At 41.2% G+C, this 16396-nt stretch carries 15 protein-coding genes; 8 read left to right on the top strand and 7 right to left on the bottom strand.

What is annotated here, in order from left to right:
* The first annotated feature begins 38 nt into the window (after positions 1-38).
* Together NK987_RS17540 and NK987_RS17545 are read left to right on the top strand one after the other, a co-directional pair.
* Complete coding sequence (locus tag NK987_RS17540) at positions 39-656, top strand: deoxynucleoside kinase (RefSeq protein WP_258423603.1); 618 nt, start codon at positions 39-41, stop codon at positions 654-656.
* Positions 657-816: 160 nt separating this feature from the next.
* Entirely contained in the window at positions 817-1332 is a 516-nt protein-coding gene (locus NK987_RS17545; protein ID WP_259264920.1) for a hypothetical protein, read from the top strand.
* 90 nt (positions 1333-1422) lie between these two features.
* Here the strand turns inward: NK987_RS17545 and NK987_RS17550 are convergent, their stop codons facing one another.
* From NK987_RS17550 to NK987_RS17560, 3 genes are read right to left on the bottom strand one after another with little or no spacing between them, the layout of a single operon-like run.
* Positions 1423-2067 carry a DUF7255 family protein gene (locus tag NK987_RS17550; RefSeq protein WP_259264921.1) on the bottom strand — a complete coding sequence of 215 codons (645 nt, stop codon included), beginning with the start codon at positions 2065-2067 and terminating at the stop codon, positions 1423-1425.
* Positions 2068-2075: 8 nt separating this feature from the next.
* The gene (locus NK987_RS17555) at positions 2076-2537 is read right to left on the bottom strand and encodes a DUF2452 domain-containing protein (protein WP_258423606.1); all 462 of its coding nucleotides are present in this window, start codon (positions 2535-2537) and stop codon (positions 2076-2078) included.
* On the bottom strand, positions 2515-2691 hold the full coding sequence (locus tag NK987_RS17560; RefSeq protein WP_259264922.1) for a hypothetical protein: 177 nt from the start codon (positions 2689-2691) through the stop codon (positions 2515-2517). Before NK987_RS17560 ends, NK987_RS17555 begins: the two co-directional genes overlap by 23 nt.
* A 228-nt stretch (positions 2692-2919) precedes the next feature.
* Between NK987_RS17560 and NK987_RS17565 the strand changes: the two genes are divergently transcribed.
* The 3 genes from NK987_RS17565 (at position 2920) to ggt (ending at position 7423) form a co-directional block, all read left to right on the top strand.
* Positions 2920-3252: an Hpt domain-containing protein gene (locus NK987_RS17565; RefSeq protein WP_258423608.1), complete on the top strand. Its 333-nt coding sequence runs from the start codon at positions 2920-2922 to the stop codon at positions 3250-3252.
* Between the two features lie 99 nt (positions 3253-3351).
* Entirely contained in the window at positions 3352-5727 is a 2376-nt protein-coding gene (locus NK987_RS17570; protein ID WP_259264923.1) for a S9 family peptidase, read from the top strand.
* Entirely contained in the window at positions 5717-7423 is a 1707-nt protein-coding gene (gene ggt / locus NK987_RS17575; RefSeq protein ID WP_258423610.1) for a gamma-glutamyltransferase, read from the top strand. The genes NK987_RS17570 and ggt overlap by 11 nt, the downstream gene beginning before the upstream one ends.
* A gap of 18 nt (positions 7424-7441) precedes the next feature.
* Here the strand turns inward: ggt and NK987_RS17580 are convergent, their stop codons facing one another.
* Entirely contained in the window at positions 7442-8827 is a 1386-nt protein-coding gene (locus NK987_RS17580; protein WP_258423611.1) for an NAD-dependent epimerase/dehydratase family protein, read from the bottom strand.
* A 1-nt stretch (position 8828) separates the two neighbouring features.
* Complete coding sequence (locus tag NK987_RS17585) at positions 8829-10079, bottom strand: protoporphyrinogen/coproporphyrinogen oxidase (protein WP_259264924.1); 1251 nt, start codon at positions 10077-10079, stop codon at positions 8829-8831.
* Between the two features lie 154 nt (positions 10080-10233).
* Between NK987_RS17585 and NK987_RS17590 the strand changes: the two genes are divergently transcribed.
* Positions 10234-11460 carry a serine hydrolase domain-containing protein gene (locus tag NK987_RS17590; RefSeq protein WP_259264925.1) on the top strand — a complete coding sequence of 409 codons (1227 nt, stop codon included), beginning with the start codon at positions 10234-10236 and terminating at the stop codon, positions 11458-11460.
* An 88-nt stretch (positions 11461-11548) separates the two neighbouring features.
* On the opposite strand, the gene NK987_RS17595 is transcribed toward NK987_RS17590, so the two are convergent.
* Both NK987_RS17595 and NK987_RS17600 read right to left on the bottom strand, forming a co-directional pair.
* Positions 11549-12928, bottom strand: a complete 1380-nt coding sequence (locus NK987_RS17595) for a DEAD/DEAH box helicase (RefSeq protein ID WP_259264926.1) — start codon at positions 12926-12928, stop codon at positions 11549-11551.
* 11 nt (positions 12929-12939) lie between these two features.
* Entirely contained in the window at positions 12940-13284 is a 345-nt protein-coding gene (locus tag NK987_RS17600; RefSeq protein WP_259264927.1) for a DoxX family protein, read from the bottom strand.
* Between the two features lie 134 nt (positions 13285-13418).
* On the opposite strand from NK987_RS17600, the gene NK987_RS17605 reads away from it, so the two are divergent.
* Both NK987_RS17605 and NK987_RS17610 read left to right on the top strand, forming a co-directional pair.
* Entirely contained in the window at positions 13419-14480 is a 1062-nt protein-coding gene (locus NK987_RS17605) for a carboxypeptidase-like regulatory domain-containing protein (RefSeq protein WP_259264928.1), read from the top strand.
* Positions 14480-16321, top strand: coding sequence for a gamma-glutamyltransferase family protein (locus NK987_RS17610; RefSeq protein ID WP_259265027.1), 1842 nt, complete (start codon positions 14480-14482; stop codon positions 16319-16321). The genes NK987_RS17605 and NK987_RS17610 overlap by 1 nt, the downstream gene beginning before the upstream one ends.
* The last annotated feature ends 75 nt before the right edge of the window (positions 16322-16396 follow it).

The raw sequence follows: 16396 nt of genomic DNA on the forward strand, positions 1-16396 counted from the left end.
AATTAAAATAATCCGGCATTAAATTGAATACAACAAACATGCATATAGCGGTTTCAGGAAATATAGGAAGTGGGAAAACAACATTAGCCATCAAATTGGCCAAGCATTATGGCTGGCATGCAGAGTTGGAAGCAGTTGAAAACAATCCCTATCTGGCGGATTTTTATGAAGATATGAAGCGTTGGTCTTTTCATCTTCAGGTTTTTTTCCTCAATAGCCGATTCAATCAGATCAAAAGGATCAGAGAAGGCGGTTTATCGGTCGTTCAGGATAGGACAATTTATGAAGATGCTTATATTTTTGCTGCCAATCTCCACAAGTCGAATTTGATATCTGAAAGAGATTATGAGAATTACCTTTCCCTTTTCGATTCGATGATCAATTATGTCAAGGCACCCGACCTGTTGATATACCTGAAGGCTGATATTCCAAAATTGGTGGGTCAGATTGAAAAGCGTGGCAGGCATTATGAGAATGCCATCAGGATTGATTATTTAAAAAACCTGAATTCTCATTATGAAGAATGGATCGGAGGATATGATAAGGGAAAATTATTGATCGTGGATGTCAATCAGATGGACTTTGTGGAATTTCCGGAAGACTTTTCTTCGATTGTGCAGCGCATAGACAGAGAGATATTTGGGTTGTTTTCTTAATTTGATGATATCAATTTGTGGCAATTCCTAAAGTCGTAGAAATAAAATACCTGATTATCAATTTGTTTCAATAAAAGGGTTTTGTTTTTTTTAAAATTTGTTTCTTTTTCAATTAAATGTATTTAAGTTGGTTTCCTAAATATTCTTTAACAAAAAAAGTATGAAAAAAACATTCCTATTATTTCTTTCAATAATTTTCATAAGCAACTCTTTTGCAAGTGATATTATTTATCTAAAAGATGGATCCAAAATTAAAGGAGACCTCATCAGTGTTGATGTCAATGAATTGACATTCAAATCAGCCAAAAAAAATCAAAAATTGCTTAAGCTTAAATCTGAGGAAGTTGAATTTGTAAAGGTTGAGAATTACGAAAAGCTTGTCGAGGTACAAGAGAGTATGTATTTGAAAGGGATGAATGATGCACAGATTCATCATAAAAGATTTGGCGGGAACTTCTGCGCAGGCCTTTTCGGTGGAGTTATCGGTTTTGTAATCGTTGCAGTCACTGACGCAAAATCTCCAAATCCTTTGCTCGTGGGTGAAGAAAACTTCAAAAGCATGGAATATAGAGAAGGCTATAATAAAAAGGCAAAAGGAAAAAATCTTGGAGCAGCAGGTGTGGGTTGGGCCGTGAGCTTTTTGGTTCTGCTCGTTTTGATTTCCTCTGGGTCATAAAAAATAAAAACCCTACAATTTCAATTGTAGGGTTTTCATTTTTTGATTTTAAAATTCAATTTTATAAATAAATCTGTTTTTTTTTATTTCTTAAGTTATTTTCCTTGAAAACCAATTGACGATTCCATGCCGGTTTTCCTCTTTAGGATGCAGCAATAGATCGTCTATTTTCTTTAGACTTCCCCCTATCATGAGGTTTTCATAAATCGGTATCCTGACCAGTTTGTAACCGTGTAGCCTGCTTACAAGATCGTATTGGGTGTCATTGTAAGCATTTAGCTTCCATCCTGCAGAACCATTACCAGAAAGGTCTCCGGCAGTTTCACTTTTTCCAAAAAACTTTGCGGCGATTGGAGGTCCATTCCATACCCTTTCATGGAGACCTGTTTTCAGGCATTCCTTTTCATATGTTCTGCAAAGCCTGAGGTAAGCCTCTGCCCATGGAAAGGAAAATGTCTCATAGAGTGGTGATTTGAGTGTCGCCAACCTGTACCTGTTGAAATGCACCTCATCATCATAGAGGAATACATGGCGGTTGATTTTAAAATCAAACTTCAGTTTTTCCAAAACAGGAAGTCTTCCATTTCCTCCAAGTTCTATCAATACTGCATTCAATAAGGTTTCACCTTTACCTTTGAGATAGCTTGGATTGACTTCCAATTGGTGGTTATATTCTATTTGGAGTCCTGATTCTTTCAGGATTCCATGCAAATTCTCCACTTTCAAATGATGCATGGACAAAATTAAGCTTCTTTTCGGATGATTTCCCAAGTATGGTCAGCCAACAGTTTGATTTCGGCTATGAATTTTGAGAACTTACTTTTTCTTCCCCATTCTTCCGGTGCGACCAAACTGAGGAAATCGCTGCCATCCTCCTTTTCATACAAAAAATAATGGTGGTTGATCAGGGGTTCAAATCCCATGGAGGTTTTGTAGATTCTTTCGGAAATTTCAACCCTGTTTTGGATCAATTTTGCCTGCTCTGCCAAAAGTTGCATCTGCTGATAAATCTGCGCCATCTGCATGTCTGTCTGTGAATGCATGGCTGCCACTGCCCTTCCGGTGATTTTTCCTTTATCCTCAGGTTTGATGATGGCACTTCCTGATTGGTGGGCATATGGCAAAAGACCGGGAATGTCTGTGGTCTTTTCCTTCATTTTATCCAGGTCAATCAGGCTGACATCAATCTTTTGTTTCTTTGACATTGTTTTTTACCGTATCTGAGGGGGCTATTCTTTCTTTTAAATTTCGTTTGGATCCCGGAAAAGTCGTTCTGCTTGACATATCGATTCCGATCCAAAGCATGCACAATGCAAAAATTCCTGCAAGCACAAAGAAAACTATTTTATTTTTCTTCATTGTTATTATCTAAGAAACATTAATAACTTTAAGATGTTTCGACCTGACAAAATTATCAGATAAATTATTCATATAAAATATGAAACTACCGCATAATGAACGACTTATAAAGTTTTGATAATAAAGGTGTATTATGGTTTTTAAAAAAAAACAATAAAATCACTTTTTTTTATTTTGAAATACATAAATTTGATTGTTATACACACTTGACAGCTACTTGATTATTTTATGTATCAGCTTATTAGCCCACAAACAATTTTTCAGTATTTCGGCGATGACGACAAAGAAATGTTGCAAGAAATGATTCAGATTATTCTGGATTCGAACCTGAAAGATTTGAAGGATATGGATGAACTGTATCAAGCTGAGGACTTTGCATTAATCAAAAGAAGATGTCACAAAGCAAAACCGAGTCTAAGTTATATCGGTGCCATTCAGACCAGAAAAATACTTGAATCCATTGAAGCAGATCTTGAGAATTCACAGGAGCAGTTCAAACACCTTTTGCACGACATCGAAATAATTGAAAAAGAATTACATACTTTCCTTGATTCCCTTTGATCAAAATAATTTTTTTGCCTCTCCCCATTTTTTTATTTTCAAATCAATCCGATTCTTAGACCTTTATTCTTACAATCAATTTCAGTAAAACCAATTCCTATGAAGAAAAGTCTATTTCTGACAGCTTTTGTATGCCTTTTTGCCTGGCAGTATTCTTTGGCCCAAACCGAACTTTCGGTAGAAAAAATAATGAAAGACCCAAAATGGATGGGGACATTTCCATCTGATATTCAATGGGATGAGAAAGGGCAATTTGTTTATTTTAAATATAATCCAGAACAACATCCTGCGGATTCATTGTATAAAATTGCCATTACCGGCAATTCTAAACCAGAGAAAATTTTCTTGGCTGAACAAAGAAATCAGGTTCCCCGGAATGCAAAATTCAACCTCGCAAAAACCAAAAAAATCTATGCAAAGGATGGAGAAATCATACTTTATGACCTTGCGAGTGGCAGTAAGACCTCATTGCTAAATTTGGGAGAGAGAATTTCAAATCCTTTTTTTTTAGCCAATGAAAACAGGATTGCCTTTGAATCTTCGGGAAACCTATTTGTCTTGGATGTTCCTACCGGGAAACTTCAAAAAATGACCAGGGTCCAAAATGGAAACCGGCCCAAGGAAAAGGACGAAAAGCGGGCTGAAAGAGAAAAATGGCTACAAGAGGGTAATTTGAATCTTTTGCAAGTGGTCCGGGAAAGGGAGGAAAAGGAGGAAAAGTCTAAAAATTATTATGAATCCATTGCTGAAAAAGAAACTTTCACCTTTTATACGGAAGGAAAGCAGGTCATTAATATCCAACTTTCTCCCGATGAAAAGTACGCTACTCTCCTACTCCTTGGACGCGCCGAAAATAAAAGGACTGAGGTGCCGGATTATACCGATGCTTCAGGCTATACGACCAACCTGAATACAAGGTCTAAAGTGGGGGATAATCCGCAAACCATAGAATTGGCAGTTTACAATTTTGAAAAAGATACAGTGGCCTATGTGTCTACAGACAGTCTTCCCGGTATCAAAGATCTCCCTGACTATGTCAAAGATTATCCTGAAAAAACATGGGATGAAAAATTGAGGAAAGTGACCATTGCAGCACCGATTTTTTCAAACGACGGAAAAAATGCCATCGTCAATATCCGTGCAAATGACAACAAAGATAGGTGGATTACCTTACTTGACCTTGAGTCAGCAACCTTGAAATCTGTTGACAGACAGCGTGATGAAGCTTGGATAGCAGGCCCGGGGATCGGATGGGGTTTTGGAGGGGGAACTTTAGGTTGGCTACCTGACAACAAGCATATCTACTTCCAATCTGAGGAAAGTGGCTATTCCCATCTTTACGTATTGGATGTAACCACAGGCACCAAAAAAGCATTGACCTCCGGTAAATTTGAGGTCTTTGATCCCTTCATTTCCAAAAACGGGAAGTTTTGGTATCTCACCACTTCTGAAGTCCATCCTGGTGAAAGGCACTTTTATATGATGCCACTCATGGGTGGAAAGAAGGAAAAGCTGACCACACTCACCGGAAACAATGAAGTATCCCTTTCTCCGGATGAGAAAAACATGGCGATCCTCTATTCTTACAGCAATCAGCCTATCGAATTATTTATCCAACCCAACTCTCCTAAATCCCAACCAAAGCAATTGACTTTTGGTCAAAGTGATGAATTCAAGGCTTATGATTGGCGTGACCCACAATTGGTCAACTTCAAAGCCTCTGATGGCCAAATGGTTCCTGCAAGGTTATATGTGCCTGAAGCTATCAACAACAATGGAGCCGCCGTTATTTTTGTTCATGGGGCGGGTTATCTACAAAACGTTCATAAATGGTGGTCTAGCTATTTCAGGGAATACATGTTCCATAATCTTTTGACGGATTTGGGTTACACGGTTTTGGATATTGATTACAGGGGAAGTGCGGGATATGGCAGAGACTGGAGAACGGGCATTTACCGTCACATGGGCGGAAAAGACCTTTCTGACCAAGTGGATGGAGCCAAATTTCTGATGGAAAATCATGGCGTCAAACCTGGAAAAATCGGGATTTATGGGGGAAGTTATGGCGGGTTCATCACCTTGATGGCACTCTTTAATGAATCGGAAATCTTCACATCAGGCGCTGCTTTGAGGTCCGTGACAGATTGGGCGCATTATAATCATGGCTATACTGCCAATATCCTGAATGAACCTTTCAATGATCCTATTGCTTACAGGAGGTCCTCACCTATATATTTTGCAGAGGGCTTAAAAGGTAATCTTTTGATAGCGCACGGAATGATCGATGTAAATGTGCATTTTCAGGATGTGGTACGACTAGCACAACGATTGATCGAATTGGGCAAGGACAATTGGGAAATGGCCGTATATCCTGTGGAAGACCACGGCTTCGTTGAACCAAGTAGTTGGACTGATGAGTATAAAAGGATTTTAAAGCTTTTCAATGAAACACTGATTGACCAAGATGAGAAATAAAAAATATACCCTTCTTTTAGCAAGCTTTGCTTTTTTGCTTGTTTTTTCCTGTAAGGAAAATGACCCTGTTTCATTAGAAAATCGTGGACTGATTGCAGAAAAAGCAATGGTCGTAGCCGCCCGCGGAGAAGCATCCAAAATCGGCTTGGAGATCATGGAGAAAGGAGGAAATGCCTTTGATGCCATGATTGGTACGGAACTGGCACTGGCAGTGGCCTATCCATTTGCGGGAAATCTTGGAGGCGGGGGATTTATGGTTTTCAGGCTCGAAAACGGAGAAATCGGATCTTTGGATTACAGGGAAAAAGCCCCATTAGCCGCTACTAGAGACATGTATCTTGATGAAAATGGAAATGTCATTCCCGAACTGAGTACTTTGGGGGCCTTGGCAGTGGGTGTTCCCGGAACAGTGGCAGGAATGTTTGAAGTTCACCGAAGATTTGGGACCCTTCCCATGGAGGAAATCCTCGCTCCTGTAATTGAATTGGCAGAAAAGGGTGTTGTCGTGACCGAAAACCAAGAAAAAAGGCTTGCAGGTAACAGAGCCAATTTTATCAAAGTCAATGGTGAAAACACATTTTTCGGGAGGGAATTCAAAGAAAATGACACGATCAAATATCCGATTTTGGCGGAAACGTTGAAAAGAATAGCCAAAAACGGCAAAGATGATTTTTACCTTGGAGAGACTGCCCAAAAGTTGGTGGACTTTATCCAATCAAAAGGAGGAATCGTCAGCATGGAGGATATGGCAAGTTATGAAGCCAAATGGCGTGATCCCATTTCCTTTGATTACAAAGATATCAAAGTCATCTCCATGGCTCCCCCGAGCAGCGGAGGGGTGACATTGGCACAAATCTTTGGAATGTTGGAAGGTTTTGACCTGAAGTCAATGGGTCATAATTCTGCCCAATATATCCAAACATTGACGGAGGCAGAAAGACGGGCTTATGCAGATAGGAATTTTTATTTGGGTGATCCGGATTTTGTTGCTGTTCCTGTGAATGAAATGATTGACAAAGAATACCTGAAAAACAGAATTTCTGATTTCAATCCCGGGAAAGCGACCCTTTCAAGCGCCGTTTCTCAGGGTGTGATCCAATACGTGGAGAGCGATGAGACTACCCATTATTCCATTGTAGACTCTTATGGGAATGCTGTAGCCATAACAACGACTTTGAATGGGGCTTATGGTTCCAAACTGTATAGTGACGAATTGGGATTTTTCTTAAACAACGAAATGGATGATTTCAGTGCTAAAGCAGGAGTTCCCAATATGTTTGGGCTTGTCGGGGCCGAAGCCAACAGCATCGCACCCGGTAAAAGGATGCTCAGTTCTATGACCCCCACAATTGTGGAAAAAGATGGTCAGCTTCTCATGGTGGTTGGAACACCGGGAGGATCTACTATTATCACCTCAGTTTTGCAGACCATCCTGAATGTGGTGGAATTTGACATGACCATGCAGCAGGCGGTTGATGCACCGAGGTTTCACCATCAATGGCTGCCTGACTTGATCAATTTCGAACCTGAAGGATTTCCTGTTGCCATATTGGACGAGCTGAAATCAAAAGGATACCTTATCAATGAAGGATTTACACCGATTATAGGAAAAGTCGATGCAATCCTATTGCTTCCAAACGGTAAATTTGAAGGGGGAGCTGACAAAAGGGGTGATGACAAAGCGGTTGGATTTTAGACCAATCCACCTCTTCTTTCAGTTTCCCTTGTATTTTTCCAGATAATCTCGAAAGCGGTTCATCACCCAAAGGTGGATTCGGGCTTGGGTATTGACATAGACAAACCATGGAAGCCTCGGTACAAATTCATGTATCGCCGTGATCATATATTTTCCACCTAGTACCTCCCTGAATTCCAGCCATCCATAGTCAAATCGCTTCACTAGCCATCCTCCTGTGATGTAAAACAGTTGCCTCTTTATATCGCTCCTATCAGGAATGAGAGTCAGTTGCAGCATCGGTTTTGATCCTTTCAACAGGTAAAAGCCGATGTCTCCCCGGCTTGTTTCCTTGGCATTGATCAAAAATCTAAAAAAAGTCGGTAACCAACGTTTATACCTATTGGCCACCCACAAGGCGCTTTTATGCCTCGTATTGGGCATTCTTTGGATGCTCCTGACCGTATTTTTTACTTCCCTGTCATGTTTGAATTTTGGCAGTGCAGGAAGTTTATTCTTTGGATCAAGCGCTTCCTTTACACTTTCTTCATAAGTCAGGTAATCGATTTCTTTTTCTTTGAATTTCAGTTCTTCGGAAACTGTCAGCGTATGTTTGAGACTTTCGACCAAAGGAGAAACCAGTTTGGAAGGGGTTTCGCCAAAATAGGACACCCAAAGTTTCGAAAAACCCACAGAAAAAACGGGCACTGTAAAAATCACCCTTTTCTTTCCCATTACCCTTGCGGTTTCTTCCAGCATTCCTTTGTAGGATAAAATTTCGGGGCTTCCGATTTCAATGGCCCTTCCAAATACATTTTCATTTCCAATGCAGGAATCCATAATCGTCAATGTATCGCGAAGAGAAATGGATTGTGTTTGGGAAGTGGTCCATTTGGGACACATCAGGATAGGAAGTTTTCTGACCAGATTTCTAACCATTTCAAAGGAAGACCCTCCCGGGCCAACAATGACTCCGGCCCTAAGTGCAGTGACAGGTACTCCCCTTTCACCAAGCGTTTTTTCCACTTCCAACCTGCTTCTAAGGTGGATGGACATTTTTTCTTCTTCCACTTCTTTGGGGAGAATTCCTCCCAGATACAAGATCTGTTTGATGTTGTTTGCTTCGGCAGCCCGGGAAAAATTATCAGCCAGCAAAAGATCAGTATCCTCAAAACTACCTTGGTCTAAGCGTGTCAAAGCACTCATTGAATGGATCAAATAGATGGCATAATCTACCCCTTGCAAAGCCTCAATAGTCGAGGTGATGGAAAACAGTTCTACTTTTCGCCATTCCACTTCAGGATCAGGATTTTGAATGGCATCCCTTCTACTCAGTGCGATGATGTTGTACTTGTTTTTATATTTATTGATAAACCACCTTCCGATGTATCCTCCTGCTCCGGCTATTGCTATGGTCTTTTTCAATTTAGTGGATGGGTTGAAGGCTTAACATAACCGCTTCCGCAGCCTTTCTACCGGCTGTCATGGCTGCGTTGATTGATCCGTTGAGCAAATAATCCCCGGCCAAGAAAATATTGTCCTGAATTTTAGTATTGGTGGGAGAAATCGTGTACTGCATGTCATCGACCTGTGGAAGGGCATCGAGAATCTCATAAGTTTTGATTTGGTCGAAATAGGAAGCCTTGATACCCGTTAGGGCTTCCAACTCCAAGGCCACCATTTTGATCAACAGCTCATCTGCTTTGGAATCCTGCGTTACCGAGACAGAAAGCAATGCCCTCCCCGTACTGCTGTAGGATTTGGACACATCCGTCATGAAAACAAAATTGTTGATCAGGTATTGGGTGTCAGGTACCAAGCCGATCATGGGTTGGGCAATGAATGATTTTTCGAGTGAGAAATAAATGTTGATCACCTTCCTGTATTCCTTTACCTGACCTTCCAACTGCGGCAGCACTTTGTCAGGACGTGAGGCGATGATGATTTTATCAGCCTGAAGTTTCCTTCCATCTTTTAGAAGGATGGTATTTCCTTCGACTCTTTCAACAGGTGAATTGAAATGGAAAACAGTATGTTGGAGTTTGCTTTTCAATTGGTTAGGAATTTCCTGCATTCCTTTTTCAGGTATAGAAGCATATCCGATTGAAAACATCCTGAACACAAAATTGAACATCCGTGAGGAAGTCTGCAGAGCATTTTCCAAGAATATCCCTTTGAAAAAAGGTTTAAAAAAGTTATCAATGATGGTTTCTGAAAAGCCATAGTTCCTCAGAAAATCAATAGTGGGAATGGATGGTTCGGCAAAAATCTCCTCTTCGGTTTTCTTTTTAAGGGAATTGGTGAGGCTTAAGATTTTAAATTTATCCTTGAACGTTCCGACTTTGGAAAATGCCATTCCAAACAATCTCATTGGATTTCTTAAAGGATCATGAACAGCAAAGAAGTCACCCGGTTTGAAAATTATAGCGCCGGGGTCAAACATTTTGAGGTTTAGTTTTTCATAATCCAAATACCTTTGAGCTTCAGGATAAGCTGTCAACAATACCTGAAATCCCCTGTCCAAGCGAAATCCATTTTCAATGTCTGTCCGGACCCGCCCTCCAACTCCATCTGAAGCTTCCAATATTTCGGGAAAATATCCCGCTCTTTCAAGTTCATAGGCAGCGATCAGCCCCGAAATCCCGGCTCCGATGATGTAAATTTTTTCTTGGTCCATTTAAACACAATTTTAAGTAAGACAAATATCTGTCATAATTGTTTTACGCTACAATTTAACGCATTATTACCAACCTTTTAAAGTTAATAGGCGCTAATCCTGTAAGAAGATTTCCAAGACCACAGGATTACTGATACCTTCAATAAAAAATATTATGAGAAAGATTTTCAAAATAACCATTGCTTTAAGCGTTTTTTTGATGCCATTTTCATCTATCGGGCAGCAGGTTTATTTTCCTCCGGCAGGAAATTGGCAACAAAAAAATCCTTCAGAGGTGAAAGTCGATGCGGCCAAACTTCAGCAGGCGATAGATTTTGCAAATTCAACGGAAAGTGAGGCCGACCCAAATCTGAAAATGGCCCATTACCAAAGTGCTTTTGGCAGAGAGCCTTTTGGATTTCCTGTTGGACCTATGAAAGAAAGGGGTGCAGCAAATGGCCTGATCATTTACAAAGGATATATCATAGGGCAATGGGGTGATCCTGAAAGGGTTGACCTGACCTTCAGCGTGGCCAAAAGTATCCTGTCCTCTACAGTTGGTATGGCTGTTGACAGGGGTCTAATCAAAAGTGAAAAGGACCTTGTTTATCCTTATGTAGGGCCAATCATACCTTACGAGCCCCATAAATCTCTGATGAATAAAGCAGATCATTTGGATCAGGAAGATGTATTTGACCTTTTTGCAGGACCGCACAACCGCAAGATCACTTGGGAGCATCTGCTGCGTCAGACTTCGGATTGGGAAGGTTCACTATGGGGTAAGCCCGACTGGGCTGACCGTCCTCAGGGCAATTCATCCGAATGGCTGAACAGGCCAAGAAATGAACCCGGAACAGTTTATAAGTACAACGATACTAGGGTCAATGTCTTGGCTTTGGCCATTTTGAATGTTTGGAGAAAGCCCCTTCCGGTGGTATTGAAGGAAAACCTAATGGATAAAATCGGTGCAAGCCCAACCTGGAGATGGACCGGCTATGAAAACTCATTTATCATTCTTGATGGGCAGATCATGCAGTCAGTCAGCGGCGGGTCACATTGGGGTGGTGGTATGTTTATCAATGCCTATGACCAGGCAAGGTTTGGATATCTTACTTTGAGAAAAGGTAATTGGAACGGCGTACAAGTGATTTCTCAGGATTGGATCAAGAAGTCCAGAACCCCGACTTCCGTCCAACCCAATTATGGTTTCATGAATTATTTCCTGAACACGGACCGAAAAGTGATTCCGGCGGCACCTGAATCTGCTTTTTTCCATTTGGGTGCAGGTACCAACATGATTTATGTGGATGAAGAAAATGACTTAGTGATCGTGGCTAGGTGGATCAAAGACAAAGAAAAAGCAGAATTGGTCAGGATGGTTTTGGAGAGTTTGCCGAAGTGATTTTGAATTAATTATTTACACAATAAAGTATAAAAAAAGAGGGCAGCGAAAACGCTGCCCTCTTTTTGGTTTATTTAAAATCCCGTGATCAATCAATCACATTGGTTCTTTTCCCAAATGGAGTGCTTTTTTCTTTATTGGAGTCAAGGGTTTTTTCTCTGGGAGGCCTTGTTTCCTGTTTTGGCTCTGAAGGCTTTACCGTTGGTTTTTCCTTGGATACTGGATTTTGATTGTCCCTAGGTTTGAAGTTTTTCTTCTTTTTGGAATTCTTAGAGAAACTTTTCTTTCCCTTGAAATCCCCCGTTTTTTCCGAGTGATGGCTTTTGCTTTTGTACTCAGGACCTGATTCAAATCCCTCGGGAAGCGGGAATTTTTCAATTTCCATACCGATCATCTGCTCTATGCGGGATAATTTGTATTGGTCTTTGTCACTTACAAATGTGATGGCTTCCCCGTTGCTGTCGGCCCTTGCGGTCCGTCCTACCCTGTGAACATAGTCTTCAGGGTCATTTGGTGTATCATAATTGATGACCAATTCTATTCCGACGACGTCAATTCCACGGGAAATGATGTCTGTTCCGATAAGAATTTTGAGGGACTTATTCTTAAATCTTGACATGATGATTTCCCTTTCAACCTGCTCTAAATCAGAGTGAAAAGCTTCTATATCAAAATCCTTTTTTAATAACTTATACAGGTTTTTTACTTTCTCTTTGGTAGAAGCAAAAATGATCACTGCCTCGTAATCCTTTTTGGTTAGGATACTTCTTACCAAAGCTTCCTTTTGGCTTTCATAGACCAAGTAAACCCCTTGCGTAACATTGGCTGCGGTCTTTCCGATTGCAAGGCTTATTTCCTCAGGGTTGTTGAGGAGTTGTTTGGAAAACTGCCTGATCTTGGGTGGCATGGTGGCAGAAAAAAGAATCGTCTGCCTGTCTTTTGGTAGGTAGTTGACGATTTTGAGAATATCTTCTGAAAAGCCCATATCGAGCATCCTGTCCGCTTCATCCATGATGAGGTGCTCCAATTTGTCAAAATTGATCTTTCCTCCTGCCAATAATGCAATCAGTCTACCCGGGGTGGCTACAATGATTTCCGCACCTACTTCCATGGCCTTTTTCTGTTGCTCCCAAGCAATACCATCTCCACCTCCGTAGACCGGAATGGAACTTACTCCCAAGAAATAAGCAAAGCCTTGGATCTGTTGGTCAATCTGAATGGCCAACTCTCTTGTAGGGGCCAAAATCAGGGTATTCAAACCGGTCTGACCTTCCTTGGCCATCTTGTTTAGGATAGGGAGAATAAATGCGGCAGTTTTTCCGGTACCTGTCTGTGCGCAGGCGATCAGGTCTTTCCCTTGTTGGATTACGGGAATTGCAAATTCCTGTATGGGTGTGGGTTTATCAAAACCCATGGCATCAAGTCCTTCGTTCAGGCTTGATTCAAAATTAAAATCACTAAAATTCAAAGTCAATCAGTTTAGACATATACATAGGCCCAGGCAATAAGCGCAAATTGCATCGGCAACCTTAGGAGTAGGGCCCATTTTGGGATTCCTTTAGCGCCTTTTCGATACATATAAATATTGGCAGGGAACACTGCCAAAAGAAGAAGAATTATCCCGATGGCTGATATTGAGCGTGTTGGTTCAAATAACAAACCCAAACCAAAAACAAGTTCAAACATACCTGCAATCGCATTCAATAGCTTTGGTTTTGGAAAATACGGAGGAATGATTTTGATGAACATTCTTGGTTTGACAAAATGCATTGTCCCCGCAAAAACGTAAAACACACCCATTAAGTAAAGAAAAAATAAGTACATGGGTTTTTGTTCCTGTTATTCCAAATCAATAATTATATTCAAGTGTTAAATGTAGGATAACATAGTCAGATTACAAAACAAATGGTATTCCTAACTATTTACTCTCAATACTTTAAACCGCAATAAAAAGCAAAATGAATAGATTCAGGGAGTTATTGCTTATGATTTCGCTTTTGACTTTTTCAGTACAGGAATTAATCGCCCAAAGATTTACCTTGACCGGGATATTAAGAAACGGTGCAACTGAAGAGCTAATCTCCGGTGCGGAAATCACATTGAGAGATTTTGCTTTTTCTGCAATTTCCAATGAATCCGGTAAGTTTACCATTGACAGTGTGTTTGCAAATACCTATGTCCTGAATATCAAATTAAACGGTTTCCAATCGTATCAGGCACAGATTCAGGTCAAGGAAGATTTAAACTTAGGGGTGATCACACTTTTCCCGATGGGCTATCAAGACGCCACAGGGGCTGCCTTACAAAAAACAATCAGAGCCACCAACATTGCCGAATTATTCAACAAAAGGCCCAATTTCATAGGCGGAAATGCCATTTATGGGATTCCACCTGAACCTAAAAAGCTGCAGGGAAATTTCTATTTGGATACAAAATGGAACAAGGCCTCTATCCTACTCTATAGGAACGAAGAGCTTATTGAAGGTTATTTTGTCAGGTATAATATCAACAGCAATACATTTGAATTGAGGTCAGAAAACTCTGAAGAGGCCACCACAGTTCCCGGATTGAGGGTAAGAAACATTGTTTGGATAGATTCAGAACATGGTGTCCCTAGGTATTTTATCAATGGCATGGATTTCAAAGAGGAAGGTTCTCCGATTGCAGGATTTTTTGAAGTGCTTGTGGATGGTAAAATGCCATTGGTCAGAAGAACCATTGCTTCCATCAAGGAGTCAAATTACAATCAGGCTTTGATGGTGGGTGAACCTGATGACAGGGTGGTCAAGCGGTATGTGTACTATTATGTTGAAGGAAAAAACATTATTGAAGTCCCTTCCAACAAGAAAAAATTATTCCCAATATTCGGAGAAAGCCAAGCTGAAATGGAAGCTTTTGCAGATACAAACAGGCTTAACCTCAAAGAAGCTTCTTCCCTTTTCAGTCTTTTCACCCAATACAACAGCAAATTTGAGGGCTTTGACCCTTTACTACCCAAATTAATCGACAATCAGCCATGATGAAAAAACCACTAATTCTTCTGTTCCTCAGTTTTTGTTTTGCCAGTGCATTTGCCCAAACCCAAAAACCGCCCCTCCATGGCAAACATTGGATGGCAATCACAGGCAAGCCTCTTGGTGCGACTGCCGGCGCCATGATATTCAACCAAGGTGGAAATGCTGTGGATGCTTCCTGTGCCATGCTTGCTGCTGTCTGTACCATGTGGGATGTGTTGAGTTGGGGTGGTGAGACGCAGGCTTTGATTTACAATCCAAAAACAGGGAAAGTCATTGCCATCAATGCCATGGGAATTGCCCCGACGGGTGCTACAGTGGATTTTTTCAAGGAAAAGGGAATGGCCTATCCACCTGAATTCGGTCCTTTGGCAGCTACTACTCCGGGAACTCCCGGTGGATTGATGACCATATTGGCGGAATATGGCACGATGAGTTTGGAGCAGGTGCTTGCCCCTGCTATGGAAATGGCAAAGGGTTATCCAATAGAAGCACAAACCGCCAACATGATTGAAAACAGAAAGGACTTGATCAAAGAATGGCCATATTCAAAAAAAGTTTTTCTACCACATTTGGGAGAAGAGAGAGAAGCACCCTATCCGGGGGAAATTTTTGTGCAGGAAGACCTGTATCAAACTTTGAAGAAATTGGTGGATACAGAAAAGGCCGCGCTTGCTGCCGGAAAATCGAGGAAAGAAGCCATCTATGCCGCTTATGAGCGTTTTTACAAAGGCGATATTGCGGCTGAAATTGTAAGGGGCGCTAGAGAACAGGGCGGTCTTTTTACCATGGAAGATTTTGCCAAATGGAAAGTAAAAATCGAAGAACCGCTGAAAGTCAATTACAAAGGAATAGATGTCTACAAACTTCAGGAATGGACCCAAGGTCCGGCATTGCTCCAAAGTCTGAATATCCTCGAAAATTTTGACCTCAAGTCAATGGGATATAATTCCGCCAATTACATCAATACAGTTTACCAGAGCATGAGTTTGGCATTTTCTGACCGTGATTTCTATTATGGTGATCCTGACTTTGGTCCAAAAAGCCCGATGAAAGGTTTGCTGTCCAAAGAATATGCGAAAGAGCGGGCAAAACTGATCAAAGAAAAGAACGATCCTGAAATCGGTCCGGGCGACCCCTACCCTTTTCAGGGAGAAACCAATCCTTTTAAACACCTCTTGGCAAACAGGAAGGAAGCCTTGGTGTACGACCGTCCTGAAATGCCGATCCAAGGCTTAGACGATCCCTTTTTGGAACATTTTCTTGCCGGAACCACTTCTATTCAGGCTGCGGACGAGGAAGGTTGGGTAGTATCGATTACTCCTTCAGGCGGATGGGTCCCTGCTACAATCGCAGGAAATACAGGAGTGGGAATGAGTCAAAGGATGCAGAGTTTTGTCTTGGATGAAAAACTCAACCCCTTCAATGTCCTTGAACCGGGAAAAAGACCAAGGGTTACCCTGACACCAAGTATGGCACTGAAAGATGGTAAACCCTTCTTGTCCTTTGCAGTGCAGGGCGGCGATACGCAAGACCAAGACCTGCTTCAGTTATTTTTGAATATCGTCGAATTTGGAATGACCGTTCAGGAAGCTGCAGAGGCAGCCAATATCCATAACTACCAGATCCAATCTTCGTTCGGGGCGCATGAGTCCAAACCCGGATCTATCACGCTCAACAGTCAAGTACCGGCTTGGGTAAGAAAAGACTTGCAAAATAGAGGCTATAAGCCAAACATGCTTGAAAGGACTTCAGGCCCACTGAATGCCATTTGGTTTGATTGGAAGCATGGAACATTTTGGGGAGGTTCAAGCAACCACGGTGAAGATTATGGGATAGCCTGGTAAACTGAAGTCGAATCGATTTAAGTGTTTATCCTATTTCGGCAATTCATTTTTTTGAACCAAGCTTGATCAAGAAAT

Source organism: Aquiflexum gelatinilyticum (assembly GCF_024813435.1).
Lineage (GTDB): Bacteria > Bacteroidota > Bacteroidia > Cytophagales > Cyclobacteriaceae > Cognataquiflexum > Cognataquiflexum gelatinilyticum.